This is a genomic window from Rhodanobacter sp. FDAARGOS 1247 (assembly GCF_016889805.1).
Taxonomy (GTDB): Bacteria; Pseudomonadota; Gammaproteobacteria; order Xanthomonadales; family Rhodanobacteraceae; genus Rhodanobacter.
In genome coordinates, this window is sequence record NZ_CP069535.1 from 490,763 (window position 1) to 517,019 (window position 26,257).

Here is a 26,257-nt window from a genome sequence, read left to right on the forward strand (position 1 = left end):
GGTCAGGAAGACTGCGGCGGCAGTCGCGTGCGCAGCAGGGCGTCCACCGACTGCTGCCATTCCGGCGAGCCGGGTTGCGACTGCGGCGCTTCCTCACCCAGCTTGCGCTGCACCGCCTGGTTCCATTCGGCCGAACCCTGGTCCGGGCCGTGGCCGTCGTCGCTGATGTGCAGGGATTGATCGACCCAGGCATACCACTGGGCGGAACCGAGTGCGGCATTGGCCTTCGCTCCCTGGGCGGTAGCGGCTTCCGGCGGCGCCGGCGCCGGCGAGCAGGCGGCGAACAACAGGGCGAGCGGCAGACTGGCGAGAAGTCGACGCATGGGCGGCTCCCTTGGCGATGAGTGCAGGATGCAGCGGAGCCTACTGCGTCGCCCGTGGCCGGTGATTAATTTTTCATGAGATGGCGCGTGGCGATTCAGCTGCCGCGCGTGCGCTCAGAACCTGCGAAGAAAACCACTTCCCGTGTTTTCTTCCATCGCGAGTCCGGTACACGCCCGGACTCGCTCACGCGGATCAGTCACTGGCGTGACCGATCCGCGTCCGGCCATCCCTGGCCGGACTACGAGGTTTAAGAAATCACAACCTCTCAGTCGCGCGCCGCCACTTCGTCCACGTGGCGCAGCAGGTCGGCCGGATCGTCATACACGCGGAACGCGCCCGACTGCTGCAGCTCGGCCATGCCGTAGCCACCGCTGAGCACCCCCACGCCCAGCGCCCGGGCGCGCTGGGCGGCCAGCATGTCCCACACGCTGTCGCCGATCACCAGCGACTGCCGGATGTCCACGCCGAGGCGTTCGGCGGCGGCGATGAACAGGTCCGGGTCGGGCTTGGCGTGACGCACCTGGTCGCGCGTCACCACCGGCACCTTCGCCGGATCGACGCCCAGCGCCTGCAGGTTGGGCGCGGCGGTTTCCATCCGCCCGCTGGTGGCGATCGCCCACGGAATGTCCTGCGCGGTGAGGTAGTCCAGCAACTCGCGCGCGCCGGGCAGCGGTCGCACGGCACCTTGCGCATGCTGTCGGTTGAACGCCTCGGCATGCCAGCGGCGCAGGCGTTCGAGGCGGTCCTCGGTGATCTCCAGCCCGGTCTCGCGCAGCAGCATGTGGGAGAACAGCCCGCCACTCATGCCGATCTTGCGATGGATGCGCCACACCGAAAGCTCCACGCCTTCGCGATCCAGCGATTCCTTCCACGCCAGCACGTGCTGGTACACGCTGTCGATCAGGGTGCCGTCGAGGTCGAACAGGAAGGCGGTGTCGCGGCGGGGCATGGCGGACTCCGTGCTGGATCGGTAGGTGGTTTCAGGGCCGCTGCAACAGCGACCGCCCCGACTCCAGCACCGCCAGCGCCGCCGCGCCAAGCAGGCCCGGCTCCGGATTCATGATCGCCTGGGTCGGCACTTTCTCCATGATGTCGCGGAAGCGGCCCTTGGCTTCGAAGCGCTCGCGGAAGCGGCCGCGTTCCAGCCACGGCAGCAGGATCGGGATCAGCCCGCCGGTGAGATAGACGCCGTCCCACGCGCCCAGCGTCAGCACCAGGTCGCCGGCGACGCTGCCGAAGATGCCGGCGAAGGTTTCCACCGTGCGCGTGCACAACGGGCAGCTGCCGTCCTTCGCGCGGGCGGTGATGTCTTCCGGTTTCAGGTCGGCGGGTGTCGCGCCGACCATGTGGCAGATCGCGTCGTAGAGGTTGACCAGGCCCTGGCCGCAGATCAGCCGCTCGTTGGAGACGCGGCCGTACTTGTGGTTGAGGTAGTCGAGGATCGCGATGTCTTCCGGCGTGTGCGCGGCGAAGCCGGCGTGGCCGCCCTCGGTCTGCAGCACGCTGCAGTGGCCGGCGCGCACCAGCAGGCCGCCCACGCCCAGGCCGGTGCCCGGCCCGACGATGGCGAAGGTCTGCTCGGCCTCGGCGCCGATCACCGGTCGCGGCAGCGTGCCCACGTCGACCAGGTCGTCGCCGTGCAGCAGGGTCACCGCCATGCTCTGCGCGGCGAAGTCGTTGACCAGATGCACGTACTCCAGGTCCAGCGCGCTGGCGGTCTGCTGCGCCGAGATCGCCCACGGATTGTTGGTTACCTTGACCGTCTCGCCATCCACGATGCGCCCGGCCGCAGCCACGATCGCGCGGCGCACTTCCAGGCCGGTGTCGGCGAGGTACTGCTTCGCGGTGGAAACCAGCGAGTCGTGCTCGGCCACGCGGTAGCGCCGGATGCTGTCGGTGATCAGCGGCTTGTCGCGCGAGGGGTCGGCCACGCCGAAACGGACATTGGTGCCACCGAGATCGACCAGCAGGGTGGGGGCGCTGCGAGACTGGCTCATGGAGCTTCCTGACGACGTGAAGCGACAAGCCTGCCGGCCTGCTGGCGGTTAGTCCAGTGTTTTGCTTACCGTACGGCGCAGAATGGCCGGGCCGGCACATTCGGCGGAGGCTCGCCGCAACGGCGTAAAATGGGCGGATGCCCCGCCACGAGACCACGCCATGAGCTTCCCCGCCATCCGCATGCGCCGCATGCGCCGCATGCGCCGCGACGCCTTTTCCCGCGCCCTGATGCGCGAGCACACCTTGCTGGTCAGCGACCTGATCATGGTGGCCTTCGTGATCGAGGGCGAAGGCCAGCGCGAAGCGGTGCCGTCGATGCCCGGCGTGGATCGTCTCTCCATCGACGAGTTGCTGAAGCTGGGTGGCGAATGCGTGCGCCTGGGCATCCCCGCGCTGGCGCTGTTCCCGTCGCCCGGGGCCGACGTGAAATCACTCGACGCCAGCGAAGCGTGGAACCCCGACAACCTGATGCATCGCGCGACCCGCGCGCTGAAGGCGAGGTATCCCGAGCTGGGCCTGATCGGCGACGTCGCGCTCGACCCGTACACCACCCACGGCCAGGACGGCCTGATCGACGACGCCGGCTACGTGATGAACGAGCCCACCGTCGAGGCGCTGATCAAGATGTCGCTGGCCCAGGCCGAGGCCGGCATGGATTTCGTGGCGCCGTCGGACATGATGGACGGCCGCATCGGTTCCATCCGCGAAGCGCTGGAAGACGCCGGCCACATCCACACCCGCATCCTCGCCTATTCGGCGAAATACGCCTCCGCCTTCTACGGCCCGTTCCGCGACGCAGTCGGTTCGTCGGCCAACCTCGGCAAGGGCAACAAGCACACCTATCAGATGGACGTCGGCAACAGCGACGAAGCGCTGCACGAAATCGAGCTGGACATCGCCGAAGGCGCCGACGCGGTGATGGTGAAGCCGGGCATGCCGTATCTTGACGTGCTGCGCCGGGTGAAAGACACGTTCGGCGTGCCCACCTTCGTCTACCAGGTCAGCGGCGAGTACGCGATGCTGAAGGCGGCCTCGCAGAATGGATGGCTGGACGAGAAGGCCGTGGTGCTGGAGTCGCTGACGGCGTTCAAGCGCGCGGGAGCGGATGCGATTTTGACCTATTACGCGGTGGATGCGGCGCAGTGGCTGCGGGGAGAGCGATGACTGTCGCTTTTGTGGCAGGCTCGTGAACCAGGATGGACGCAGTATCTGATGTGGCCGGGGACGCCGGCCATCATTCGATGGCACAACGAGGCTGAGCGGAATGAAGTATCTTCTTTCGGGATTGCTGCTGCTGTCAGCACCTGCCTTTGCCGCAGACGATCCATGCGCCCAGGCAATTCCACCGGCGCTTCGCCAGGCGCTGCAGCAGCATTTCCCGGATGAGCGGCTCCCTTCGTTGGCCGATATCTCGTCAGCTGATCGTCGACAAATCATGCAACGCGGTGGCACATGCCTGCTCGTCGCCAGCACAGACGTTGATGGTGACCAGCGTGCGGACGTAATGTTGATACTTCCCTCCAGAAAGCGGCACGGATATCGCCTCGTCGCGGCTCTCAATTCACCGACTGGTTGGGAGCTCGAATCACTTTATGAGTGGGAAGGTGCATACGACCACATGTACGTCGACGTGGCGCCACCCGGAAATTACCGGCAGACGGAAGCTTATGAATTCATTCCTGAGCCCGGAGCCGTTGAGCAGCTGGCCACAAAATTTCCAGGCTTTTTTGCAGGGGAGATCGAGTCGGCTGCGGACGCTTATTTTCTGGACAAGGGTCATTGGGTTCATGTCCATTCAATCGACTAGGTTGCTTCGATGAAGGGCGGTGATAGAGCACCGTCGTGGCCAGGTTCAGTCTGTTGCGGCAAGTTGTAGCGCTTCATGAAGCAGAGCTTTCGTCTGCCTACGGCAGCCGAGCCACCTTTCTCTGAGTGGCCAGAGAAACGTGACCCAAAGAGAGGCCACCCCGCTTCCGCGCCTTGCGGACATCCTGTCCGCAAGGTACGCGAGCCGGGGCCGGGCTTTTCGAGCGGGCTCCTGCCCGCGCGAAAAGGCGTTGCCATCCCTGGCAACGCCCGCTACGCGGCCTGTCGTCCCCGCCTCGCCGCTGCAGAGGGGCCCCGGGTAGAGCGACGCGCATCCTGCGCGTACTTTTCAGCAGAGGCGGAGCAAGAGCAAAGCCACGGCAACGCGGGGCTTTGCTCAGGTTCTTGCTTTTTAGCTCTATCACCGAGTGCGGGCCACGATGGCCCGCTGCTCTACCCGGGGCCCCTCTGCAGCGGCGGGCGGGTGGAGGATCAGCCCGCAGGGTGACCGGCATGGATGCCGGTCAGTTTGGCGTCAGGGCAGGATGCCCTGTCGACAAACCCCGTAACCCGCACGCGAACCTTGCGGACAGGAGGTCCGCAAGGCGCGGAAGCGGGGTGTCGTTTTCTCTTGGTTACTTCTCTTTTGGACAAGCAAAAGAGCAAGTAACTCGCCCTCCGAAGGAGGACGAAAGCTCTGCTTTTGAACGACGATCAGTTGCGGCGAAAGCCCCAATCGCGCCCGCGCGATACCATTACTCCTCTGACAGCAAAACCGAGTCCGCCAGCCATGACGCCAACCCGCCTGGAAATCACCCGCCCCGACGACTGGCACCTCCACCTCCGGGACGGCGAAGCGCTGGCCTCGGTGATCGGCCACACCGCCGAACGTTTCGCTCGCGCCATCGTGATGCCGAACCTGAAGCCGCCGGTGACCACGGTGGCGCAGGCCGATGACTACCGCCGCCGCATCCTGGCCAGTCTGCCGAAAGGCTCGAGTTTCCAGCCGCTGATGACGCTGTACCTCACCGAGAACACGGCGGTCGAGGAGATCGCGCGGGCCAGGGCCAGCGACAGCGTGTTCGCGGTGAAGTATTACCCGGCCGGCGCCACCACCAATTCCGATTCCGGTGTGCGCGAGCTGTCCCGGGTGTACGCCGTGATCGAGGCGATGGAGAAACACGAGCTGCCGCTGCTGCTGCATGGTGAGGTCACCGATCCGGATATCGACATCTTCGATCGCGAGCGGGTGTTCATCGAGCGTCACCTGTTGCCGCTGCGCGAACGCTTCCCCGCGCTGCGCATGGTGCTGGAACACATCACCACCCGCGACGCGGCCGAGTTCGTCAGCGGAGCGCCGAGCAACGTGGCGGCCACGATCACCGCCCATCACCTGCTGCTCAATCGCAACGCGTTGTTCGAAGGCGGCATCCGCCCGCACAATTACTGTGCGCCGATCCTCAAGCGCGAGACGCATCGCGCGGCCCTGCTGCAGGCGGCCACCAGCGGCGATCCGCACTTTTTTCTGGGCACGGACAGCGCGCCGCATCCGCGCGAGGCGAAGGAAACGGGTTGCGGCTGCGCTGGCTTGTACACGGCGCATGCTGCGCTGGAGCTGTATGCCGAGGCGTTCGAGCAGGCGGGCCGGCTGGAGCAGTTGGAGGCGTTCGCCAGTTTCCACGGCCCGGATTTCTATCGCCTGCCGCGCAATACGGATCGGGTCGTGCTCGAACGCGCGCCATGGACCGTGCCAGACGAATACCCGCTGGCCGGTTCCACCTGCAAACCGATGCGGGCAGGCGAATCAGTCGCCTGGTCAGTGGTGGGAACGACGCCACGCTGAGTGGATCTTTCCGCCGGCAGCGAACCTTACGCGTACTGCGCGATCCCGTTGCCGAACGACCAGTTCTCCTTCGCCACCTCGAGCAGGTTGATGAAGACGTCTTCCGGGCGCAGGCCCGGGTCGGCGGAAAATTTCTCCGCGATGCTTCGGTACAGCGCCTGCTTCTGCTCCACCGTGCGTCCCTGGTTGCAGGTGATCTGCACGATCACCAAGTCGTCGCTGCGGGCGATGCCAAGGTAGTTCGGGTCGTAGTCGAATTCGTCCGCGTCGTGCTGGTTGACCAGGATGAAGCGGTCGTCTTCCGGCACGTTGAAGGTCTCGCGCATGGCCTGGTAGATGCCATTGCGCAGGGCGGCTAGCTGTGCGGGCGACTTGCCACGACGCAGGGCGATACGGACGAGGGGCATGGGTTTCTCCGGGGAGACGGCATGGCACGGTCAGGCTGAACGCAGCGAACCTCAGCCTGTGATGTCGTCGGTGATTCAGTAGGCGAACTCGCGGAACACCGGGTCGACGATGCCGTTCCACGCGCCGTGGAACAGTTCCAGCTTGCGTTCGGCCGGGGTCTGGTTGGCCTGCACGATTTCGATCAGCGGTTCGAGGAAGATGCTTTCGTCGGCACCGTTCTTGTTCAAGCGGGCGCGGCGCTTGAGGCCGTGGGCGGCGATCTTCAGCGCTTCCTCGGCCAGGTCGCGCACCGTGCCGCCGCGGAATGGCAGCTTCAGCGCGTGCTTCGGTACGCCGTCGCGCAGGGCGTGGCGCTCTGCCGGGGAGAAGTCCCTGATCAGGTCCCAGGCGGCGTCCAGCGCTTCCTGGTCGTACAGCAGGCCGACCCAGAACGCGGGCAAGGCGCACAGGCGATTCCACGGGCCGCCGTCGGCGCCGCGCATTTCCAGGTACTGCTTCAGGCGCACTTCCGGGAAGGCCGTGGTGAGGTGGTCGGCGAAGTCCTTCATGGTGGCGTGCGTGCCGGGCAGGGCGGCCAGTTCGCCGGTCATGAACTGCTTGAAATCCTGGCCGGCGAGGTCGAGGTACTGGCCGTTCTGCAGGCTGAAGTACATCGGCACGTCGAGGATGTAGTCGACGTAGCGTTCGTAACCGAAGCCGTCGGCGAAGACGAAGTCGAGCATGCCGGTGCGATCCTTGTCGGTATCGGTCCAGATGTGCGAGCGATACGACAGATAGCCGTTTGGACGTCCTTCGGTGAACGGCGAGTCGGCGAACAGCGCGGTGGCGATCGGCTGCAGCGCCAGGCTGGTGCGGAACTTCTTGATCATGTCCGCTTCGGACGAGAAGTCCAGGTTCACCTGCACCGTGCAGGTGCGCGTCATCATGTCCAGGCCCAGCGAGCCGACCTTGGGCATGTATTCGCGCATGATCTTGTAGCGGCCCTTGGGCATCCACGGCATCTCGTCGCGGCGCCACTTCGGCTGGAAGCCCATGCCGAGGAAGCCGAGGCCGAGTTCGTCGGCGACCGAGCGCACGTCCTTCAGATGCGAGTTCACCTCGCAACAGGTCTGGTGGATCGTCTCCAGCATCGCGCCGGAGAGTTCCAGCTGGCCGGCCGGCTCCAGCGTGATCGAGGCGCCGTTGCGCGACAACGCGACCGGGTTCTCGCCCTCGCGCGCCACGTCCCAGCCGTAACGGGTGGCCAGCGTCTCCAGCAGGACCTTGATGCCGCGATCGCCCTCGAAGGTGGGCGGGCGCAGGTCGTCGGTGCGGAAACCGAACTTCTCGTGCTCGGTGCCGATGCGCCAGGCTTCGCGCGGCTTCTCGCCCGCCGCAAGGTAATCCGCAAGCTGCTGGCGACCCGCAATCGGGATGCTCTTCACGGCGCTGGGTATGGACACGGGCAAGGCCTCGCTGGGGGAGCCGACACTATGGGGGCGACGCATGTCGACGAAAAGGGGGTCTGGTGGCACGCGCGGCCGACGGGACATTGGAACATCACGCGGCCAGGGACGCCTTGCGCTGGATCAGGTGCGGTGACTCGCGCCGCATCGTCAGTGGGCGAAGTCGGGAAACCAGGCGCGAAGTCGCCGTTTCAGCGCCAGCGCCGGGGCCTCCACCGCATGCCACGAGCACCATGCCATCATCAGGGTGACGACGGCGGCCATGGCTGCCGTGGCCGGGTATGAAGGCGCCACCGGCCAAAGGTGCACGCTGAGCTGCTGCACGAAGTAGGCGTACAGATAGGCGCCGTAGGACAGGTCGCCGAAGCAGGCCGCCGAACGCAGTCCCGGCGTGCTTTGCTGTCCGAACCACAGGGTGAACGGCACCAGCACGGCCCATTGCGCCAGTCGTGCGTGCTGCAGCAGGGCAGCGGCCAGCAGGCAGGTTGCCAGGGCGGCCGCCACGGCCAGGCGCCGCCGGCTGATCTCGACGACGAACTGGCGCGCGCAGACGCCGCCGAAGAAGAACGCGGTGTAGAAGTAGCAGAGGTTGTCGAAGCTGTTGTCACGGGCGTGCCCGGGCAGCGTCTTGGCGTACATCACCGCGACCACGAGCAGCGCGAGCAGGCTGAAGATCCTGCGGCGCAGGCCGATGGCGCCGAGCACGGCGACATAGGCATAGCACTTCGCCTCCAGGGGTATCGTCCACCAGCTGCCATTGACCGCCGACAGGATCGCGTTGGCCGGCGCCGTGGCGAATACCCCCGGCAGCGTGTAGTAGGCGCGCAACTGGGCGTTGAAGGTGATGAAGCGGCGGGTCTCGCGACCGAAATAGTCGTGCAGCGGCAAGGTGGTGAGCGCGGCTGCGGCGACCACGATGACCAGCGTGGCGACGATCAGCGCAGGCCAGATGCGCAGGAACCGGCGCATGGCGAAACGCATGATGTGCGGGTCGTGGTACCAGCTCTCGGTGACCAGGTAGCCGCTCATGGTGAAGAACATCGCGACCGCGATCGAGCCGAGCGTCATGCCCTCGGCCAGGGTGGCCTCATGCAGGCCAAGCAGCACGAACTGGTGCGAGGCCAGCACCATCAGCGAGGCGACCAGCCGCAGCCCGTCGAAATTGTTGGCATGTTCGCCGGAGGGCGAAAAACGAGGAGGGTTGATCACGAAGATCCTTTTCGCCGCCATGCCGATGGCTCCGCGCATCGCCCGAAGCCATCGCCACGAACAAACAGGGCCGGCATGGCCGGCCCTGTTCTTCAGCGCTTCATGGAATTGAAGAACTCGTCGTTGGACTTGGTGTTCTTCATCTTGTCGAGCATGAATTCCATCGCGCTCAACTCGTCCATCGGGTGCAGCAGTTTGCGCAGGATCCAGATCTTGGCCAGCATGTCCGGTTCGATCAGCAGGTCCTCGCGGCGGGTGCCGGAGCGGTTGATGTCGATCGCCGGGTAGACGCGCTTCTCGGAGATGCGGCGGGACAGGTGCACTTCCATGTTGCCGGTGCCCTTGAACTCCTCGTAGATCACCTCGTCCATCTTGCTGCCGGTTTCGGTCAGCGCGGTGGCGATGATGGTCAGGCTGCCGCCTTCCTCGACGTTGCGGGCGGCGCCGAAGAAGCGCTTCGGGCGCTGCAGCGCGTTCGCGTCCACGCCGCCGGTGAGCACCTTGCCGGAGCTGGGGATCACGGTGTTGTAGGCACGCGCCAGGCGGGTGATCGAGTCGAGCAGGATGATCACGTCCTTCTTGTGCTCGACCAGGCGCTTGGCCCGCTCGATCACCATTTCGGCGACCTGCACGTGGCGCACGGCCGGCTCGTCGAAGGTGGAGCTGATGACCTCGGCGCGCACGGTGCGGGCGATCTCGGTGACTTCCTCCGGACGCTCGTCGATCAGCAGCATGATCAGGTGCGATTCGGGATGGTTGTACTGGATCGCCTGGGCGATGTTCTGCAGCATCATCGTCTTGCCGGATTTCGGCTGGGAGACGATCAGGCCGCGCTGGCCCTTGCCGATCGGTGCGATCAGGTCGAGGATGCGGCCGGTGATGTCCTCGCTCGATCCGTTGCCGCGCTCCAGCTTGAACGCCTTGCGCGGGAACAGCGGGGTGAGGTTCTCGAACAGCATCTTGTTCTTCGACGCTTCCGGCGGATCACCGTTGATATCGTCGACGCGCAGCATGGCGAAGTAGCGTTCGCCTTCCTTCGGGTGGCGCACGCGACCGGTGATGTAGTCGCCGGTGCGCAGGTTGAAGCGGCGGATCTGGCTGGGCGAGACGTAGATGTCGTCGGGGCCGGCCAGGTACGACTCGTCGGCCGAGCGCAGGAAGCCGAAGCCGTCCTGCAGGATTTCCAGCACGCCTTCGGCCCAGATGCCGCCGCCGGAACGGGCATGCGCCTTGAGCACGTTGAAGATCACGTCCTGCTTGCGGGCGCGGGCGACGCCTTCGTGCACGCCCAGCGACTCGGCGAACTCCAGCAGCTGCGGCGCGCGCATGCGCTTGAGTTCGGTGAGGTTGATCAGGCGGCTGTCGCTGCCCGGATCGGCGTTGTCGTCATCCACCGGCAGGCCGTTCGGGTTCGGGCGCGGATGGTTCTGCGGGCGGCCCTGTTGCTGGTTGCTGCGCTCGCCGCGGTCACCGCGTTCGTTGCGCCGGCGGCGGCCACGACCTTCGCGGGCGCCATTGTTCTGGCCACCATTCGGATTCGGGTTGGCGCCGGGCGCCGGCGCCGGGTTCGGTCCGCCCTGGTTCGCGGCCTGGTTCGGGTTCGACGATGGCGCATTCTGCTGGCCGTTCTGCTGGCCGGCGTTGTCGCGCGGTTCCTGCGCTGCGCGCGGCGCGGCAGGCTCGGTCGTGGTCATCGGCAGGCTCGCCTGGGCAGGTGCGGGTGCGGGTGCTGGTGCAGGTGATGGAACAGGCGCCGGAGCAGGCGCTGGCGCTGCGGCCTTTTCGCCGCCGGCAGCCTTCTCGGCGTTCGCCGCGGCAATCGCCGCTGCGCTGCGTCGGGGCGCGCGGGCGCGCGGCTCGGGCTTGCCCTCGACCACGGGCCTGGTGTCGACACTTTTGGCGTCGTTCGGAATTTTGTTATCGGTATCGGACACGGGCAATCCTCGCGGGGCGCCGTTGAATTACAGGAGGGAGGGTGTGCGTCGCGCGGAGGGCGCAAGGGGACAGGACTGTCCCGACGGACGCGAGGAATCTAGCACCCGTCGTGGTTCGGCGTAAAGCCTCGCGAGCCTGCCGGGCTGTGCCGGACAGGCTGCGGATGACGGATCTGCAACGGGTGGCTCAGATGGCCTTGTCGATCATCTGGGTCAGCTGACCCTTGCTGACGGCGCCGATCTGGGTCGCCTCGACCTTGCCGTTCTTGAACACCATCAGGGTCGGGATGCCGCGCACGCCGTAGGTGCGCGGGGTCTGCTGGTTCTGGTCGATGTTGACCTTGACGATGCGCAGCTTGCCTTCGTACTGGCTGGCCAGCTCGTCCAGCATCGGCGCGATGGCCTTGCACGGGCCGCACCATTCCGCCCAGAAATCCAGCAGCACGGGGGTTTCGGACTTGAGCACCTGCTCTTCGAAGGCGTCGTCGTTCACATGGGTAATCAGGTCGCTCACCGGGGATCTCCGTGGCAGGGGGCCAGAACTGGCAGGCCGAAAACAATGGGGTGGTCAGGGCGGAAAAACAAGGAGTGACGACGGGCGGGGCCGTCATCGGCTACACTCAGGCGCCCACGAAGCGCGGGTTGAGCCGGAAACAGGTCTTGCCGGGGCGGCAGATCTTCATTCCAGCGCAACTCCGGGCACGATTCAAGGGTGGCCTTCCAGGCCGCCTGTCAGACCGCCGGCAAAGACGGCGTCGCAGGGATCTGGATGGCAGAGGTCCAGCGAGCAAGGCAATGCAGATTTGGCCAGGTTTTCCGATCGTTCGAGGCGAACAGCCGCAGCTGTTCAACGAAAGGGAGAGGGAAAGTTGACCAAATCTGCGTAGCCGCAGCCGCTGGCACTCTGCCCAGCAGACTCCTCCGCGTCGCTAGCTTGTTGACCCTGACGATTGAACGCTTCGCTGCGCATCGCGCACCCCGTCCTGCACCGTTTCGCGCCGAGGTTCGGCCGCCGAAACGGGTGCAGCGCATCACGCCGCCGTCAGGCCAAGGTCCCGAATTCCCCATATGTCCCAAACCGTACTCACCGAAACCTTCTTCACCAACTTCGATCTTCATCCGCTGCTGCAGCAGGGCCTGGACGACAGCGGCTTCACCCGCTGCACGCCGATCCAGGAAATGACCCTGCCGCTGGCGCTGGCCGGTCGCGACGTCGCCGGCCAGGCGCAGACCGGCACCGGCAAGACCTGCGCCTTCCTGGTCGCACTGATGAACCGCCTGCTGACCACGCCCGCCGTGGCCGACCGCAAGGACAGCGACCCGCGTGCGCTGATCATCGCGCCGACCCGCGAACTGGCGATCCAGATCGACAAGGATGCGCGCAACATCGGCCAGCACACCGGCCTGAAGACCGCACTGATCTACGGCGGCGTCGACTACGACAAGCAGCGCCAGCAGCTGAAGGACGGTTGCGACATCATCATCGCCACCCCGGGCCGCATGCTCGACTACCACAAGCAGGGCGTGTTCAACCTCAACAGCGTCGAGGTGATGGTGATCGACGAGGCGGACCGCATGTTCGACCTCGGCTTCATCAAGGACGTGCGCTTCATCTTCCGCAAGCTGCCGCCGCGCGAGCAGCGCCAGGTGCTGCTGTTCTCCGCCACCTTGAGCCATCGCGTGCTGGAACTGGCCTACGAGCACATGCACGAGGCCGAAAAGCTGGTGGTGGAAAGCGACAACGTCACCGCCGACAAGGTGCGCCAGGTCGTCTACTTCCCGGCCAAGGAAGAAAAGATGCCGCTGCTGCTGAACCTGATCGACAGGCACCAGCCCGCCCGCAGCATCATCTTCGTCAACACCAAGGCGGCCGCCGAACGGATCACCGAGCGCGTGAAGCGCCACGGCTGCCGCGTCGGCGCGATCTCCGGCGACGTGCCGCAGCTGAAGCGGCAGAAGCTGCTGCAGCGTTTCCAGGAAGGCCAGCTGGACATCCTGGTCGCCACCGACGTGGCCGCCCGCGGCCTGCACATCCCGGCGGTCAGCCACGTGTTCAACTACGACCTGCCGCACGACGCCGAGGATTACGTGCACCGCATCGGCCGCACCGCCCGGCTCGGTGCCGAGGGCGATGCGATCAGCTTTGCCTGCGACCTGTACGCGATGTCGCTGCCAGATATCGAGACGTATATCGGGCAGAGCATTCCCGTCGCATCGATGGACCCCGACCTGCTGGTGATGCCGAAGCCGCGCGCGGTCGATGCCGAGTTTGCCGCGAATGCCGCTGCCGACAGCGCCGAGTTCGGCGACGTGGTGCCGCCGCGTCCGGGCGAGAAGCCCCGTCGCGGCAGTGATTCCAGCCGTGGTGGCGAGCGTGGCCGCGGTCCCCGCAGCGGCGGCGCGTCGCGGCCGCCGCGCGAGCGCAAGCCCGCCACCGAGACGGCTATCGCCAGCGAGCAGCCGGTGGCCGTGGCCGTGCACAGGACCGAGGCGGTCGCCGGTGCCGACGGCAGCGTCACCGCCGAAGGCGCGCGCAAGCCGCGCCGTCGGCGTGGCGGCCGCAATCGTCGCCGTGAAGGTGCGCCGGCCGACGGCGTGGCCGCGAACGGCCAGACCGGCGCCGTCGCCGAGGGCAATCGCGCCCCGCGTGGCGAGCGTCGCCCGCCGCGCGAGCGCAACGTCACCCAGCCCACCGAGAGCCCCGCGCACAGCCGGCCCTCGCGTCAGGTGGCGGTGACCTCGGGCAAGGCCGTCGAACAGGTCCATCCGCAGAAGCCGGGCCTGTTCCGCCGCCTGACGAAATTGTTCACCGGCCGCTGAAGCCCGACCGGGGCGGGCCGACGGCCCGCTCCCGATCCGCCGCGTTCTGAATCAACCGCGGCGGATCGGCGTGGCAAGACGTCATCTTGATGCCGGCATCCCTTATCCTTGCGGTTGATACGAAGCAACGCAGGCTCGGGGACGCTCGGTGATCCAATTCGACCAGGTCAGCAAACGCTACGAGGGCGGCCACGAGGCGCTCTCGCAGTTGTCGTTCGAGGTGCCCACGGGCGAGATGGCCTTTGTCACCGGACATTCCGGTGCCGGCAAGAGCACCTTGCTGAAACTGCTGGGGCTGATCGAACGGCCATCGCACGGCACGATCAGCGTGGACGGCAAGAGCCTGGCGAAGATCCGCCACAGCGGCATACCGAAGTGGCGCCGGCACCTGGGCATGGTGTTCCAGGATCATCGCCTGCTGCTCGATCGCAGCGTGTTCGCCAACGTCGAGCTGCCGCTGGTGATCGGCGGCATCGCCCGGCCCGAGCGTGCGCGACGGGTGCGCGCGGCGCTGGAGAAAGTCGGCCTGCTCGCCTACGAACGGCAGCTGCCGGCCACGCTGTCCACCGGCGAGCAGCAGCGCGTCGGCATCGCCCGCGCCATCGTGGCGCGACCCAGCCTGCTGATCGCCGACGAACCCACCGGCAACCTCGATCCGCAACTGGCGGTGGAAATCATGGGCCTGTTCGACGAATTCCAGCAGGTCGGCACCACCGTGCTGATCGCCAGCCACGACCTGCCGCTGATCAAGCGCATGAAGAAGCGGGTGATCGTGCTGGACCATGGCCGGCTGGTCGCGGACCTGGCGGCGCAGGAGGTGTTGTGAGCGAGTCTTCCGAATCCGTGCGGGTGGCGGCGGATGCGCCGCAGCGCAACGGCCACAGCCGCGGCAGCCGTTTCGGCAGCTGGCAAGAACACCATCGCTGGAGTGCCGGCTCCAGCCTGCGCCGATTGGCATCGCGTCCGCTCGGCAGCCTGCTGACGATCGCCGTGATGGGGCTGGCGCTGGCCTTGCCGCTGGCGTTCTACCTGCTGCTGGGCAACGTGCAGCAGCTCGGCCAGGCGCTGGGCCAGAGCCAGTCGATCAGCGTGTTCCTGCAGCCGGGGCAGGGCGCCTCGCAGGCACAGCTGCTGGCGAAACAGATCGGCGACCGGCCCGAGCTGGCCGCGGTCAGCGTGAAGACGCCGCAGCAGGGCATGGACGAACTGGCGAAGATGCAGGGTTTCTCCGGCGCGCTGCAGACGCTGGACGACAACCCGCTGCCCTACGTGCTGCAACTGCAGCCGCGCGACGGCACCACGGCGCAGGCGCTGGAACAACTGGTGGTCGACGTGCGCGGCATGCGCGGCGTCGAACTGGTGCAGGACAGCGGAACCTGGCGCCAGCGCCTGGACGCGCTGCTCGGCGTGGGCAATCGCGTGGTGCTGGTGCTGGCCTCGCTGCTGGCCCTGGCCGCCCTGCTGGTGGTGGGCAACACGGTGCGGGTGGACATCGCCAGTCGCAGCGAGGAGATCGGCGTGCTGCTGCTGGTCGGCGCCAGCGGTGCCTTCATCCGGCGGCCGTATCTGTATGCGGGAATCTGGTACGGCCTGTTCAGCGGCGTGCTGGCCGCCTGCGTGGCGGTGCTGATCGAATGGACGCTGGCCGCGCCGGTGGCCCAATTGAGCCACGCTTATGACGGCAAGCTGCAGGTCGGCGGCCTGCCGGCGTGGTTGCTGCTGGCGGCGCCACTGGTTGCCGCGGCGCTGGGCTGGCTCGGCGCGCGCCTGGTCAGTGCCTGGCAATTGCGCAAGGCGGGCTAGGAGCGGTGACGTGAATCGCAGCGCCGGGGGCGGCATTCGGTGCACTATGCGCTTTCAGGCTTGTGCAGGGGATGCGCTTGCAGTTTCTCTGGTCGGGGATGGCCACGGGTCAAGTGGATGAGCCAAGCAATGAGTACGAAGATCAGCAGCCGTCTGCTCACCGACGCACCGCGGGTGCTGGTGGTCGACGGTTCGCGCGTGGTGCGGCAGTTGATCACCCGGGTGCTGCAGGCCGAGCTGCCCGGGGTCGAGGTGGTCGGTTGCGGCAGCGGCGCCGAGGCACAGCAGGTGCTTGGCGAGGGCGTGTTCGATTTCATCACCATCGCGCTGCGGCTGCCCGACATGGACGGGCTGGAGCTGGCGCGTTTCGTGCGCGAGTCGGCGCCGCAGACCTATGTGCCGATCGTGGTGGTTTCCGGTGACGTCGAGGGACGCCTGCACAGCCGCTCGCTGGGCGAACACGTCACCGACTACTTCGACAAGTCGCTGGGCTTCCAGGCGCTGGCGGAATTCATCCGCGGCTACGTGAGCCCGGACGCCAGCGCCGAGGGCGTGGTGCTGTACGTCGAGGACAGCCGCGTGGTGGCACTGGCCACCCGTCGCATGCTGGAGAAGGTCGGCCTTACCGTGCGTCACGTGGTCAGCGTGGAAGATGCGCTGGCATTGATGGAAACCTCGCGCGCGCAGGGCGAGGTGGGCGCCGACGTGGTGCTCACCGACGTCAGCCTGAAGGGCGAACTGACCGGTGGCGACCTGCTCGAGCACATCCGCAACGAGTTCGGTTACGGCAAGGGCCGGCTGCCGGTGCTGGTGATGACCGGCGACGAGAACCCGGCCAACCAGGCCGCGCTGATCAAGTCCGGCGCCAACGACCTGGTCGAGAAACCGGTCGAGGAAAAATTGCTGATCACCAAGGTGCTGTTCCAGTTGCGCGTGGCCAGGCACCTGCGCGAGCACACGGCCGAGGCATGAGCGAGGCGGCGAAGGTCAGGCTGGAACCCTCATGGCTGGCGCGCATCGGCGACTACCTGCAGCGTCCGGACATGCAGGCGCTGGCGGCCTTCCTGCGCGACGAGATTCATCACGGCAAGCGCATCTATCCGCCCGGGTCGGAGATGTTTTCGGCGTTCGCGCATACGCCGTTCGATGCGGTGCGGGTGGTGATCCTGGGCCAGGACCCGTACCACGGCCCCGGCCAGGCGCACGGCCTGTGCTTCTCGGTGCGCCCCGGCGTGCGGGTGCCGCCGTCGCTGGACAACATCTTCAAGGAAATCCAGCGCGACCTCGGCATCGCGCGCCCCGATCATGGCTGCCTGACGCCCTGGGCCGACCGCGGCGTGCTGCTGCTCAACAGCGTGCTGACGGTGGAGGAGGGCCGCGCCGGCGCGCACCAGGGCAAGGGCTGGGAAGGCTTCACCGATGCGGCGATCGATGCACTCAACCGCGAGCGCGAAGGCATCGTGTTCCTGCTGTGGGGTAGCTACGCGCAGCGCAAGGGCCAGCTGATCGACCAGGCTCGCCACTGCGTGCTGAAGTCGGTGCACCCCTCGCCGCTGTCGGCGCACCGCGGCTTCCTCGGCTGCGGCCATTTCTCCGCGGCCAACCGCTACCTGGAAAGCCGCGGTCAGTCACCGATCGACTGGTCTTTGCCGCCACGGGCTTCGCTTCCTGCCGCTTGAGATGAAGACGGCCCATGCTGGCGACCCACCAGCACGGCTCGCACATGGGCTTTCGCGCGACCAACGGCATCGGCCAGCGGGTGGCCGCGGGCCACGCCCGCCGCGATGCCCGCCGAGAGCATGCAGCCGGTGCCGTGCAGACGGCGGGTGTCTATCCACGGCGCGGCGAAGCGCTGCGTGCCTTCGGCGGTGATCAGCAGGTCGACCGCTTCCGCCAGCGCGGCATGGCCGCCTTTCATCAGCACCGATCGCGATCCGAGCGCGAGCAGGGCGCGGCCTTGTGCCTCCATGTCCGGCTCGCCTTGAGCACACGTCGTGCCGAGCAATGCGGCCGCTTCGGCCAGGTTCGGCGCAAGGCAATCGGCCAGCGGCAGCAGGCGCGAGCGCAGCAGGTGCAGCGCGCCCTCGTCCAGCAGTCGGGTGCCCGAGGTGGCGATGAGCACCGGGTCGATGACCACGAAGGGCGGGCGGCGGCGCTCCAGCTGTCCGGCCACGGCCGCGACGATATCGGCGTCGGCCAGCATGCCCAGCTTCACGGCGCGGATGTCGATCTCGTCGAACACGGCATCCAGTTGCGCGTGCACCATCGCGGCGGACATCGTCTGTACGGCGCGGATGCCCGTGGTGTTCTGCGCGGTGACCGCAGTCACGGCGGTAGCGCCGTCGACGCCGAAGGCGGCGAAGGTCTTCAGGTCAGCCTGGATGCCGGCGCCGCCGCAGGAGTCGGAGCCGGCGATGGAGAGCACGCCAGCTGCCGGCGTCACGTCTCTGCGCGTCACGACGGCAGGCCGGCGAGCGTCACCAGCGTCAGCTGGCGGTAGCCACGGGATTGCAGCTGTCGGGCGGCACGCCATGCGCGCAAACCGCTCTGACAGCAGAGCACGACACGGTGGTCGGTGGGCGGGTGTTCGGCGACGAACGCGGCGATGCGTTCGGGGGTGCAGCGCAAGGCGTTTGCCAGCGGGGAGGTCGGCGCTTCGTCAAGACTGCGCAGATCGATCACGACGTCGCGGGGCGTGACCTCGTCGACGTCGATGAAGCGCAGCACCTCGCCTTCGGGTTCGCCGGCATGGTGGAAATCGAAGCCGCCGAACGCGAGCCGGCCGGCGTCGAAACTCGTCAGTCGGCCCAGCGGCGAGGGCTCGATGCCCAGCAGCCACTGCAGCACGAACTGCGCCTGCAGGCTGCCGAGCAGGCCGACCACGCTGCCCAGCACGCCGGCGCTGCTGCAACTGGCGGCGCGTGCGGGCATCTCGGGAAATACCGCGCGGTAGCTGGGCGCGCCGGCGCAGAAGCCACCGACGTAGCCGGCCAAGCCGATCGCCGACGCGCTGATCAGGGGCGTGTGCTGTTGCAGGCAGGCGTCGCTCAGGACGTAGGTGGCGGCGAGACTGTCCGCGGCATCGACGACGATGTCGGCGGCGCCGACCAGCGCCGTCGCGTTGCCCGGAGTCAGCCGCTGCGCCAGCGCCTCCACCGCGATGTCCGGGTTCAGGCGCAGCAGCGCAGCGCGAGCCGCTTCCACCTTGCGTGCGCCGATGTCGGCCATCGTGTAGAGCGGTTGCCGGTGCAGGTTGCTCTCTTCGACGCGGTCGGGGTCGACCACGATCAGCCGGCCGATGCCGGCGGCGGCCAGGTAGTGCAGCACGGGACAGCCGAGGCCGCCGGCGCCGACCACCAGCACGCGGGCCGCGGCGAGTCGGGCCTGGCCGCTCGGGCCGACTTCGGGCAGGGCGATCTGGCGCGCGTAGCGATCGGTCATCCGCGCGCGCCGGTGAGGGTAACCCAGTCCGCGACGCGGATGGCCGGTTCGGGATGCCGGGTCACATCGCTGACCACGGCGACACTGTCCGCGCCGGCGTCGAAACATCCGGCGGCGCATTCCAGCGTGATGCCGCCGATCGCCACCAGCGGCCGCCTGCCGACCCGCCGTTTCCACTCGGCGATGCGCGGCAAACCCTGCGGCGCCCACGGCATCGCCTTGAGCGTGGTGGGATAGATCGGACCCAGCGCCACGTAATCGGGGTCACAGGCCAGCGCGTGATCGAGTTCCGCGTGATCGTGCGTGCTGATGCCGAGGCGCACGCCACGCGCGCGGATCGCCTTCAAATCGGCATCGGGCAGATCCTGCTGTCCGAGGTGGATGAAGTCGGCGCCTTCGTCCAGCGCGATCTGCCAGTGATCGTTGACCACCAGCTGCACCTGCCGCGCGCGGCAGACCGCCAGCGCCGCGCGCACTTCACGACGAACCTGCGCCGGCGGCCGTTCCTTGATGCGCAACTGCAGCAGCCGGACGCCGAGCGGGGCGAGTCGACCGACCCAGTCGGCGCTGTCCACGATCGGGTAGAACGCGGGGAACGCGTTCATGCCAGCCACGCCGTGCCTGCCACCGGCGTCGAGGGCACGGCGAGATCGCGCGGCTCCATCGGTTGCGCCTCGAAGCCGGCGCGGCCCGCCTCGATCGCCCGTGCGAACGCCCCGGCCATCGCCACCGGATCGCCGGCCATGGCCACCGCGGTGTTCAGCAGCACGCCGTCGACGCCCAGCTCCATCGCCTGCACCGCATGCGACGGGCGGCCGATGCCGGCGTCCACGATCAGCGGCACGTCGGGGAAGTGCGCGCGCAGCGCACGCAGGCCGAACGCATTGTTGAGCCCGCGGCCGCTGCCAATCGGCGCGCCCCACGGCATCAGCACGCGGCAGCCGGCCTGCAGCAGGCGATCGGCCACCACCAGGTCCTCGGTGGTGTACGGAAACACCTCGAAGCCGTCGGCGGCCAGTTCGGCCGCGGCCTCGACCAGGCCGAACACGTCGGGCTGCAGCGTATCGGCATCGCCGATCACCTCCAGCTTGATCCAGGCGGTGTGGAAGATGTCGCGCGCCATCCTGGCGGTGGTCACCGCTTCCTTCGCCGAGTGGCAGCCGGCGGTGTTCGGCAGCACGCGCACGCCGAGGTCGCGGATCAGCGACCAGAAGCCCTGGCCGCTGCGCTGCGTGCCGGCTTCGCGCCGCAGCGACACGGTGACCACCTCGGTGCCCGCAGCGCGCACTGCCTCGGCGAGGATCGCCGGCGAGGGGTAGCGCGCGCTGCCCAGCATCAAGCGCGAGCCCAGTTCGATGCCGTAGAGATTCATGGCTCAGCCGCCCTGCATCGGTGCGAGGATTTCCAGCGCATCGCCCTCGGCCAGCGCGGTCGTGTCGCGCTGGCTGGCCGCCACGAAGCGGCCGTTCAAGGCCGTGGCGACGATGGCCTGGTGGTAATCGAGTTCGTCCAGCGCCTGCGCCAGGGTGGTGGCGCGCATCGCGCGGGCGACGCCGTTCACGGTGATGTGCATGAAGCGGTTTCCGGGAGGGTGGGAAGGATCATCTGCGCGGCCTGCCGGGCGAACGCCGGCGCCAGCAGGAAGCCGTGGCGGTAAAGCCCGTTGAGGTACGCGGTGCGGCCGCGCCTGAGCACGCGCGGCAGGTTGTCGGCGAAGGCCGGGCGCAGGCCCACGCCCAGTTCCAGTATCTCGGCCTCGCCGAACGCCGGGTGCAGCGCATACGCGGCGTTGAGCATGTCCATCGCCGAACGCACGGTGACCGGGCCGCGGCCGCTGCTTTCCAGCAGCGTGCCGCCGAGCATGAAGACGCCGTCGCCGCGCGGCACCACGTACAACCCGAAGCGCGGATGCAACAGGCGCACCGGGCGCGACAGCTGAAGGTCGGGCGAGCGCACGACGATCATTTCGCCGCGTACGCCGCGCAGGCCTTCCAGCGTGTCGCGCGCGGCAAGGCCGCGGCAGTCGAGTACCTGGTCCGCAGCGATGCGTTCGGCATCGGCGTCGACGCCATGGCGGATCGTCACGCCCATGGCCTTCAGTTGCGCGGCCAGCGCGGGCAGCGCGCGGCGTGGATCGAGGTGGGCTTCCTCGGGGAAGAACAGGCCCTGGCGGAAACGTCCGGCCAGCTCCGGTTCCAGCGCGCCGATGCGCTCGGCATCGATCGGTTCGAAGCGCTCGGTACGCCGGCCGAACAGGGCCAGCTCGCCGGCGTCGCGGCTGGCCGCGACGACCAGCGTGCCGCGCTGCACGGTCCCGTCGAAGTGGTGCTGCCACCACGCGATGGCGGGCGCGCCCAGCGCGGCCACCTGCCGCTCGGCGGTGGCCTGCTCGCACCACGGCGCCAGCATGCCGCCGGCGACCCACGCGCAGGCCTGCGCGTGGTCTGGCGCCCGCTCGATGATCTCCACCCGGGCGCCGCGCTCGGCCAGCTCGATCGCCGCGACCAGGCCGGCGACGCCCGCGCCGAGGATGCCGATGTGCATGGCGGCTACTCCGCGGTCGGCACGTAAAGCGTGGCGCCGTGTTCGATGAACTCGCGCGACTTGCCGTCCAGGCCGGCCTGCAGCACGGCCTCCTCCATCTCGCGTACTTCGCGGCGCAGGTCCTGGGTGATCTGCATCGAACAGAACTTCGGCCCGCACATCGAGCAGAAATGCGCGACCTTGTGCGCCTCCTTCGGCAGGGTGGCGTCGTGGTAGGCGCGCGCCGTGTCGGGGTCGAGCGACAGGTTGAACTGATCCTCCCAGCGGAATTCGAAACGCGCGCGCGACAGCGCGTCGTCGCGGCGCTGTGCCGCCGGGTGGCCCTTGGCGAGGTCGGCGGCGTGCGCGGCGATCTTGTAGGTGATGACGCCGGTCTTGACGTCGTCGCGATTCGGCAGGCCGAGGTGTTCCTTCGGCGTGACGTAGCAGAGCATCGCGGTGCCGAACCAGCCGATCATCGCCGCGCCGATGCCCGAGGTGATGTGGTCGTAACCCGGCGCGATGTCGGTGGTCAGCGGGCCGAGCGTGTAGAACGGCGCCTCGGCGCAGTGCTGCAGCTGCTTGTCCATGTTGAGCCGGATCTTGTGCATCGGCACGTGGCCGGGCCCTTCGATCATCACCTGGCAGCCGTGTTCCCACGCGATCCGGGTCAGCTCGCCCAGGGTTTCCAGCTCGGCGAACTGGGCCGCGTCGTTGGCGTCGGCGATCGAGCCGGGGCGCAGGCCGTCGCCCAGCGAGAAGGCCACGTCATAGCGGCGCATGATCTGGCAGATCTCGGCGAAGTGCTCGTACAGGAAACTCTCGCGGTGATGGCTCAGGCACCAGCGCGCCATGATCGAGCCGCCGCGCGAGACGATGCCGGTGACCCGCTGCGCAGTCAGCGGCACGTGCTGCAGGCGCACGCCGGCATGGATGGTGAAGTAGTCCACGCCCTGCTCGGCCTGCTCGATCAGCGTGTCGCGGAACACTTCCCAGTTCAGCCGGGCCGGATCGCCGCCGACTTTCTCCAGCGCCTGGTAGATCGGCACGGTGCCGATCGGCACCGGCGAGTTGCGGATGATCCACGAGCGGATGTTGTGGATGTTGCGGCCGGTGGAGAGGTCCATGATCGTGTCCGCGCCCCAGCGGATCGCCCATACCAGTTTCTCGACCTCCTCGGCGACGCCGGAGGACACCGCCGAGTTGCCGATGTTCGCGTTGACCTTCACCAGGAAGTTGCGCCCGATCACCATCGGCTCCAGCTCGCCATGGTTGATGTTGGCGGGGAGGATCGCGCGACCCCGCGCGATTTCGCTGCGCACGAACTCGGGCGTGGCCAGGGCGGGCAGGGCCGCGCCGAACGCCTCGCCATCGGCCAGCCGGGCGACGGCATCTTCATGCACCTGCGTGCGCGCCAGATTCTCGCGCTGGGCCGCGTAGACCATTTCCTCGGTGATGATGCCGGCGCGGGCGAACTCCAGCTGGGTCACCGGCTGGCCCGGTCCGCCCATGCGCAAGGTGCGTTGCGCGGGACACGGCGCCACCAGCCGTTCCGCGCCGACCCCGCCGTTGTCTTCCGGGCGGGCGGCGCGGCCTTCGATGGTCCGAAAGCCGCGCGCCGCGATCCACGCGTCGCGCAGCGGCAACAGGCCGGCGGCGAGATCGATCCGCGCGTCGTCGTCGGTGTACGGCCCGGACGGATCGTAGACCTGCAGCGACGGCGTCAGCGGATCCTTCAGCGTGATCTCGCGCATCGGCACGCGCAGCGACGGATGCCCGGGCGGAGTCACGTAGACCTTGCGCGAGCCGCGGATTGGCCCGGTGGTGACAGTCGAGGGTGTGGTGGCAGCGGCGGGGTGGTTCATGGATCTCCTCCTTGGATGGAGATCCGGGGCGTGACGCTGCAACGGCGCAGGGGCGCGCCGACTGGGGCCGCCCATGGTGATTCCCGTTCCTACGCCGGCATGACCCGGATCAGGTTCAAGGGTCAGCTCGCGCTATCTCAGCCCCTTGCGGGGCACCCCTCGGAATGCGCCGGAGGATGGCGGCGGGGTCGAAGGCTGTCAAGCGGATGGCACGACCTCTGGCACTCGCGGCGGCGGGCGAACCGCGTTCCGATGCGGACGTGGGAAACGCCTCGGGTCGATCGCGACGCGTCGTGGACGTAACTCCGGCCAGGCTGGGACGAAGGAAAGAAAGGGCTGGACAGTCCAGTTCAATATCTGTACCATTCGGTTCATTAAAAGCCCGGAACCAAACGCCGGACTTAGCACTCCAACCACCCGAGTGCTAAACTTTGATGTCATTGAAGGAGGTTCCATCCATGTCTCAAGCCTTGGTGACCGCCAACTTCCCGCTGCCGAGCGTCGTCGGCAGCCTGGATGCGTATATCTCTGCGGTCCATCGGATTCCCGTGCTGAGCTCGGAAGAAGAGCAGGCGCTGTCGCGCGACTACCTCGAAGAGGCCAACCTGGGCGCCGCGAAGAAGCTGGTGATGTCGCACCTGCGTTTCGTGGTGCACGTGGCGCGCGGCTACAGCGGCTACGGCCTGCAGCTGGCCGACCTGATCCAGGAAGGCAACATCGGCCTGATGAAGGCGGTCAAGCGTTTCGACCCCGACCAGGGCGTGCGCCTGGTCAGCTTCGCGGTGCACTGGATTCGTGCCGAGATGCACGAGTTCATCCTGAAGAACTGGCGCATCGTGAAGGTCGCCACCACCAAGGCGCAGCGCAAGCTGTTCTTCAACCTGCGCAAGAGCAAGAAGCGCCTGGGCTGGATGAACGCGGCGGAAGTCAGCACGGTGGCGAAGGATCTGGGCGTGCCCGAGGCCACGGTGCGCGAGATGGAGTCGCGCCTGTCCGGCCGCGACATCGGTTTCGAGGCTCCGGCCGACGCCGATGACGACGCCAAGCCGGCGCCGGCGGCGTTCCTGATCGACGACGGCGCCGACCCGTACGAGAACGTGGCCGACGAGGACTACGCCGACAACCAGATGCAGACGCTGACCGATGCGCTGAGCCATCTGGACAAGCGTTCGCGCGACATCATCCAGCGCCGCTGGCTGGACGACGACAACAAGGCCACGCTGCAGGATCTGGCCGACGAGTACGGCGTTTCCGCCGAGCGCATCCGCCAGGTCGAGGCGAACGCGATGAAGAAGATGCGCGGGCTGTTCGCCACCGCATGATCCGATTCCCGTAGCGACGTCCGCCCAGGGAGGGATGGACAGCAAGACGGCCCCGTGAGGGGCCGTTTTCGCATGCGTGATCGCGATTGCGGATGGTGCCTAGCGCCGTACCGCCGCGGGCTGGCGCAGTGCCATGCCCTTCAGCACGTTCAGTGCCTGCGACAGGGCGTAGTCGCTGGTGGCCAGTTTTGCATCGGCGGCGCTGCCGTCGTTGTTGATGTCGGTGCCGGTCGCCGCGTTCTCGTTGGCCAGATGGTTGGGCAGGTCGGCTTCCGAACTGATCAGCACCGGGCCGCTGTCGGCCTTGTTGACGGTGAGGTCGGCCAGCGCGATGTCGGGCTTGATCCCTTCGGCCTGGATCGAGGTGCCGTTCGGCGTGTAGTAGCGCGCGGTGGTGATCTTCACGGCGTGGTCGGCGTCCAGCGGCAGCACGGTCTGCACCACGCCCTTGCCGAACGTGCGCTGGCCCATGATCAGGGCGCGATGGTTGTCCTTCAGCGCGCCGGAGACGATTTCGGCGGCCGAGGCGGTGCCGTTGTTGGTCAGCACGATCAGCGGGGCGCCATCGAGCTGGTCGCCGGGGTGCGCCTTGAAGCTCATGTTGGCGTCCTGCAGACGGCCGCGGGTGGTGACGATGACGCCGGCGTCGAGGAAGTCGTCGCTGACGCCGACTGCGGCAGTGAGCAGGCCGCCCGGGTTGTTGCGCAGGTCGAGCACCGCGCCCCTTGGCGCGCCGTTCTTCCTGATCAGTTCGGCCAGCTTGTGCTCGAGGTCGCTGGCGGTGTCTTCCTGGAACTGGCTGATCCGCACATAGGCGTAGCCGGGTTCCAGCTCGCGCACCTTGATGCTGCTCACCGAGATGTTCTCGCGCACCAGCTGCAGGTCGACCAGCTTGTCGCTGTTCGGATGCACGACAGTCAGCTCGATCTTGCTGCCTGGCTTGCCGCGCAGCTGGCGGAACATGTCGTCCACGTTCTGCGCATCGATCAGCGTGCCGTTGATCTTGACGATGTTGTCGCCGGGCTTGATCCCGGCGCGCGCGGCCGGCGTGTCGTCGATCGGCGAGACGATGCGCAGGCCGCCGTCGACCTGCAGCACCTCGATGCCCAGCCCGCTGTATTCGCCGGTGGTGTCCTCGTTGAGCTGGGTCAGGCCGTCCTTGTCCAGGTATTCGCTGTGCGGATCGAGCCCGGCCAGCATGCCGGTGATCGCGGCCTTCATCAGGGTCTTGTCGTCGACCTTCTCCACGTACGCCTGGCGCACCACCTCATAGACGCGGCTGAAGTTGCGGATGTCATCGAGGTCCACCGCGCTCGGCGCACTGGTCGCCGTGCTGCTGGTGGCGGGCAGGTCGACCGGGGCGGCGACGCTGGCGCTGCCGGCGGGCGCGTCCTGGGCGTGGCTGGCCGGCAGCGCCAACGCAAGCGGAGTGGCCAGCAGCAGGGCGAGCGGGATACGGGAGGTTGGACGCATGAAGGGTGACTCCGCACAACGGACAGGCAACGCGCTCGCACGC

General features: G+C 67.6%; 25 protein-coding genes and 1 riboswitch. Of the genes, 9 read left to right on the forward strand and 16 right to left on the reverse strand.

From position 1 onward, the window contains the following. Positions 1 to 2: 2 nt before the first annotated feature. From I6J77_RS02050 to glk, 3 genes are all read right to left on the reverse strand, one after another. Positions 3 to 323, reverse strand: a complete 321-nt coding sequence (locus I6J77_RS02050) for a hypothetical protein (RefSeq protein WP_204110380.1) — start codon at positions 321 to 323, stop codon at positions 3 to 5. A gap of 266 nt (positions 324 to 589) precedes the next feature. Next, positions 590 to 1,273 (reverse strand): HAD family phosphatase, encoded by a 684-nt coding sequence (locus I6J77_RS02055; protein WP_056715989.1) that lies wholly within the window; start codon positions 1,271 to 1,273, stop codon positions 590 to 592. Positions 1,274 to 1,304: 31 nt separating this feature from the next. Then, positions 1,305 to 2,321, reverse strand: a complete 1,017-nt coding sequence (gene glk / locus I6J77_RS02060) for a glucokinase (protein ID WP_056763523.1) — start codon at positions 2,319 to 2,321, stop codon at positions 1,305 to 1,307. Between the two features lie 160 nt (positions 2,322 to 2,481). On the opposite strand from glk, the gene hemB reads away from it, so the two are divergent. The 3 genes from hemB (at position 2,482) to pyrC (ending at position 5,971) form a co-directional block, all read left to right on the forward strand. Further along, positions 2,482 to 3,486, forward strand: coding sequence for a porphobilinogen synthase (gene hemB, locus I6J77_RS02065; protein WP_204110381.1), 1,005 nt, complete (start codon positions 2,482 to 2,484; stop codon positions 3,484 to 3,486). 100 nt (positions 3,487 to 3,586) lie between these two features. Continuing rightward, a complete protein-coding gene (locus tag I6J77_RS02070; RefSeq protein WP_204110382.1) occupies positions 3,587 to 4,129 on the forward strand; it encodes a hypothetical protein in 543 nt (180 codons plus the stop codon). A 789-nt stretch (positions 4,130 to 4,918) separates the two neighbouring features. Beyond that, entirely contained in the window at positions 4,919 to 5,971 is a 1,053-nt protein-coding gene (gene pyrC, locus I6J77_RS02075; RefSeq protein WP_204110383.1) for a dihydroorotase, read from the forward strand. Positions 5,972 to 5,997: 26 nt separating this feature from the next. Here pyrC and I6J77_RS02080 read toward each other — a convergent pair whose 3' ends face one another. The 5 genes from I6J77_RS02080 to trxA all read right to left on the reverse strand — a co-directional run bounded on the left by I6J77_RS02080 (position 5,998) and on the right by trxA (position 11,481). Continuing rightward, complete coding sequence (locus I6J77_RS02080; protein ID WP_204110384.1) at positions 5,998 to 6,378, reverse strand: tautomerase family protein; 381 nt, start codon at positions 6,376 to 6,378, stop codon at positions 5,998 to 6,000. 75 nt (positions 6,379 to 6,453) lie between these two features. After that, entirely contained in the window at positions 6,454 to 7,821 is a 1,368-nt protein-coding gene (locus I6J77_RS02085; RefSeq protein ID WP_204110385.1) for a glutamate--cysteine ligase, read from the reverse strand. 153 nt (positions 7,822 to 7,974) lie between these two features. Beyond that, entirely contained in the window at positions 7,975 to 9,054 is a 1,080-nt protein-coding gene (locus tag I6J77_RS02090; RefSeq protein ID WP_204110386.1) for an acyltransferase, read from the reverse strand. Between the two features lie 71 nt (positions 9,055 to 9,125). Further along, on the reverse strand, positions 9,126 to 10,967 hold the full coding sequence (gene rho, locus I6J77_RS02095) for a transcription termination factor Rho (RefSeq protein WP_204110387.1): 1,842 nt from the start codon (positions 10,965 to 10,967) through the stop codon (positions 9,126 to 9,128). 187 nt (positions 10,968 to 11,154) lie between these two features. Further along, positions 11,155 to 11,481 carry a thioredoxin TrxA gene (gene trxA / locus I6J77_RS02100; RefSeq protein ID WP_007808139.1) on the reverse strand — a complete coding sequence of 109 codons (327 nt, stop codon included), beginning with the start codon at positions 11,479 to 11,481 and terminating at the stop codon, positions 11,155 to 11,157. A 554-nt stretch (positions 11,482 to 12,035) separates the two neighbouring features. Here trxA and I6J77_RS02105 point away from each other — a divergent pair. The 5 genes from I6J77_RS02105 to ung all read left to right on the forward strand — a co-directional run bounded on the left by I6J77_RS02105 (position 12,036) and on the right by ung (position 17,269). Further along, positions 12,036 to 13,787 carry a DEAD/DEAH box helicase gene (locus tag I6J77_RS02105; RefSeq protein WP_204110388.1) on the forward strand — a complete coding sequence of 584 codons (1,752 nt, stop codon included), beginning with the start codon at positions 12,036 to 12,038 and terminating at the stop codon, positions 13,785 to 13,787. Positions 13,788 to 13,935: 148 nt separating this feature from the next. Further along, complete coding sequence (gene ftsE, locus I6J77_RS02110; RefSeq protein ID WP_056717117.1) at positions 13,936 to 14,613, forward strand: cell division ATP-binding protein FtsE; 678 nt, start codon at positions 13,936 to 13,938, stop codon at positions 14,611 to 14,613. Further along, the gene (gene ftsX / locus I6J77_RS02115; protein WP_204110389.1) at positions 14,610 to 15,590 is read left to right on the forward strand and encodes a permease-like cell division protein FtsX; all 981 of its coding nucleotides are present in this window, start codon (positions 14,610 to 14,612) and stop codon (positions 15,588 to 15,590) included. Before ftsE ends, ftsX begins: the two co-directional genes overlap by 4 nt. 129 nt (positions 15,591 to 15,719) lie before the next feature. Beyond that, positions 15,720 to 16,562, forward strand: a complete 843-nt coding sequence (locus tag I6J77_RS02120; RefSeq protein ID WP_056717115.1) for a response regulator — start codon at positions 15,720 to 15,722, stop codon at positions 16,560 to 16,562. Continuing rightward, positions 16,559 to 17,269 (forward strand): uracil-DNA glycosylase, encoded by a 711-nt coding sequence (gene ung, locus I6J77_RS02125; RefSeq protein WP_204110390.1) that lies wholly within the window; start codon positions 16,559 to 16,561, stop codon positions 17,267 to 17,269. The genes I6J77_RS02120 and ung overlap by 4 nt, the downstream gene beginning before the upstream one ends. On the opposite strand, the gene thiD is transcribed toward ung, so the two are convergent. From thiD to thiC, 7 genes are read right to left on the reverse strand one after another with little or no spacing between them, the layout of a single operon-like run. Further along, on the reverse strand, positions 17,215 to 18,048 hold the full coding sequence (gene thiD / locus I6J77_RS02130) for a bifunctional hydroxymethylpyrimidine kinase/phosphomethylpyrimidine kinase (protein WP_239309146.1): 834 nt from the start codon (positions 18,046 to 18,048) through the stop codon (positions 17,215 to 17,217). The two genes, ung and thiD, sit on opposite strands and share 55 nt — an antisense overlap. Continuing rightward, complete coding sequence (locus I6J77_RS02135; RefSeq protein ID WP_204110391.1) at positions 18,045 to 19,031, reverse strand: HesA/MoeB/ThiF family protein; 987 nt, start codon at positions 19,029 to 19,031, stop codon at positions 18,045 to 18,047. Before I6J77_RS02135 ends, thiD begins: the two co-directional genes overlap by 4 nt. Further along, the gene (locus tag I6J77_RS02140; protein WP_204110392.1) at positions 19,028 to 19,636 is read right to left on the reverse strand and encodes a thiamine phosphate synthase; all 609 of its coding nucleotides are present in this window, start codon (positions 19,634 to 19,636) and stop codon (positions 19,028 to 19,030) included. The genes I6J77_RS02135 and I6J77_RS02140 overlap by 4 nt, the downstream gene beginning before the upstream one ends. After that, the gene (locus tag I6J77_RS02145; protein WP_204110393.1) at positions 19,633 to 20,403 is read right to left on the reverse strand and encodes a thiazole synthase; all 771 of its coding nucleotides are present in this window, start codon (positions 20,401 to 20,403) and stop codon (positions 19,633 to 19,635) included. Before I6J77_RS02145 ends, I6J77_RS02140 begins: the two co-directional genes overlap by 4 nt. A gap of 3 nt (positions 20,404 to 20,406) precedes the next feature. Beyond that, on the reverse strand, positions 20,407 to 20,604 hold the full coding sequence (gene thiS, locus I6J77_RS02150; protein ID WP_204110394.1) for a sulfur carrier protein ThiS: 198 nt from the start codon (positions 20,602 to 20,604) through the stop codon (positions 20,407 to 20,409). Continuing rightward, a complete protein-coding gene (locus I6J77_RS02155) occupies positions 20,589 to 21,575 on the reverse strand; it encodes an FAD-dependent oxidoreductase (protein WP_204110395.1) in 987 nt (328 codons plus the stop codon). Before I6J77_RS02155 ends, thiS begins: the two co-directional genes overlap by 16 nt. A 5-nt stretch (positions 21,576 to 21,580) precedes the next feature. Further along, a complete protein-coding gene (gene thiC / locus I6J77_RS02160; RefSeq protein WP_204110396.1) occupies positions 21,581 to 23,419 on the reverse strand; it encodes a phosphomethylpyrimidine synthase ThiC in 1,839 nt (612 codons plus the stop codon). Positions 23,420 to 23,488: 69 nt separating this feature from the next. Further along, a riboswitch (TPP riboswitch) is annotated at positions 23,489 to 23,589 on the reverse strand. A gap of 288 nt (positions 23,590 to 23,877) precedes the next feature. On the opposite strand from thiC, the gene rpoH reads away from it, so the two are divergent. After that, complete coding sequence (gene rpoH / locus I6J77_RS02165) at positions 23,878 to 24,741, forward strand: RNA polymerase sigma factor RpoH (RefSeq protein WP_056717109.1); 864 nt, start codon at positions 23,878 to 23,880, stop codon at positions 24,739 to 24,741. A 99-nt stretch (positions 24,742 to 24,840) separates the two neighbouring features. Here the strand turns inward: rpoH and I6J77_RS02170 are convergent, their stop codons facing one another. Continuing rightward, positions 24,841 to 26,214, reverse strand: a complete 1,374-nt coding sequence (locus I6J77_RS02170; RefSeq protein ID WP_239309148.1) for a S41 family peptidase — start codon at positions 26,212 to 26,214, stop codon at positions 24,841 to 24,843. Positions 26,215 to 26,257 lie beyond the last annotated feature (43 nt).

What these genes read in the sequence shown, in the direction of transcription:
- I6J77_RS02090 (WP_204110386.1), bottom strand. Translation starts at nt 9,054, where the DNA reads ATGGCGGCGAAAAGGATCTTCGTGATCAACCCTCCTCGTTTTTCGCCC.
- I6J77_RS02070 (WP_204110382.1), top strand. Translation starts at nt 3,587, where the DNA reads ATGAAGTATCTTCTTTCGGGATTGCTGCTGCTGTCAGCACCTGCCTTT.
- ung (WP_204110390.1), top strand. Translation starts at nt 16,559, where the DNA reads ATGAGCGAGGCGGCGAAGGTCAGGCTGGAACCCTCATGGCTGGCGCGC.
- thiC (WP_204110396.1), bottom strand. Translation starts at nt 23,419, where the DNA reads ATGAACCACCCCGCCGCTGCCACCACACCCTCGACTGTCACCACCGGG.
- I6J77_RS02120 (WP_056717115.1), top strand. Translation starts at nt 15,720, where the DNA reads ATGAGTACGAAGATCAGCAGCCGTCTGCTCACCGACGCACCGCGGGTG.
- hemB (WP_204110381.1), top strand. Translation starts at nt 2,482, where the DNA reads ATGAGCTTCCCCGCCATCCGCATGCGCCGCATGCGCCGCATGCGCCGC.
- pyrC (WP_204110383.1), top strand. Translation starts at nt 4,919, where the DNA reads ATGACGCCAACCCGCCTGGAAATCACCCGCCCCGACGACTGGCACCTC.
- I6J77_RS02140 (WP_204110392.1), bottom strand. Translation starts at nt 19,636, where the DNA reads ATGAACGCGTTCCCCGCGTTCTACCCGATCGTGGACAGCGCCGACTGG.
- I6J77_RS02155 (WP_204110395.1), bottom strand. Translation starts at nt 21,575, where the DNA reads ATGCACATCGGCATCCTCGGCGCGGGCGTCGCCGGCCTGGTCGCGGCG.
- I6J77_RS02145 (WP_204110393.1), bottom strand. Translation starts at nt 20,403, where the DNA reads ATGAATCTCTACGGCATCGAACTGGGCTCGCGCTTGATGCTGGGCAGC.
- I6J77_RS02080 (WP_204110384.1), bottom strand. Translation starts at nt 6,378, where the DNA reads ATGCCCCTCGTCCGTATCGCCCTGCGTCGTGGCAAGTCGCCCGCACAG.
- rpoH (WP_056717109.1), top strand. Translation starts at nt 23,878, where the DNA reads ATGTCTCAAGCCTTGGTGACCGCCAACTTCCCGCTGCCGAGCGTCGTC.
- I6J77_RS02055 (WP_056715989.1), bottom strand. Translation starts at nt 1,273, where the DNA reads ATGCCCCGCCGCGACACCGCCTTCCTGTTCGACCTCGACGGCACCCTG.
- I6J77_RS02135 (WP_204110391.1), bottom strand. Translation starts at nt 19,031, where the DNA reads ATGACCGATCGCTACGCGCGCCAGATCGCCCTGCCCGAAGTCGGCCCG.
- thiS (WP_204110394.1), bottom strand. Translation starts at nt 20,604, where the DNA reads ATGCACATCACCGTGAACGGCGTCGCCCGCGCGATGCGCGCCACCACC.
- I6J77_RS02105 (WP_204110388.1), top strand. Translation starts at nt 12,036, where the DNA reads ATGTCCCAAACCGTACTCACCGAAACCTTCTTCACCAACTTCGATCTT.
- glk (WP_056763523.1), bottom strand. Translation starts at nt 2,321, where the DNA reads ATGAGCCAGTCTCGCAGCGCCCCCACCCTGCTGGTCGATCTCGGTGGC.
- I6J77_RS02050 (WP_204110380.1), bottom strand. Translation starts at nt 323, where the DNA reads ATGCGTCGACTTCTCGCCAGTCTGCCGCTCGCCCTGTTGTTCGCCGCC.
- I6J77_RS02170 (WP_239309148.1), bottom strand. Translation starts at nt 26,214, where the DNA reads ATGCGTCCAACCTCCCGTATCCCGCTCGCCCTGCTGCTGGCCACTCCG.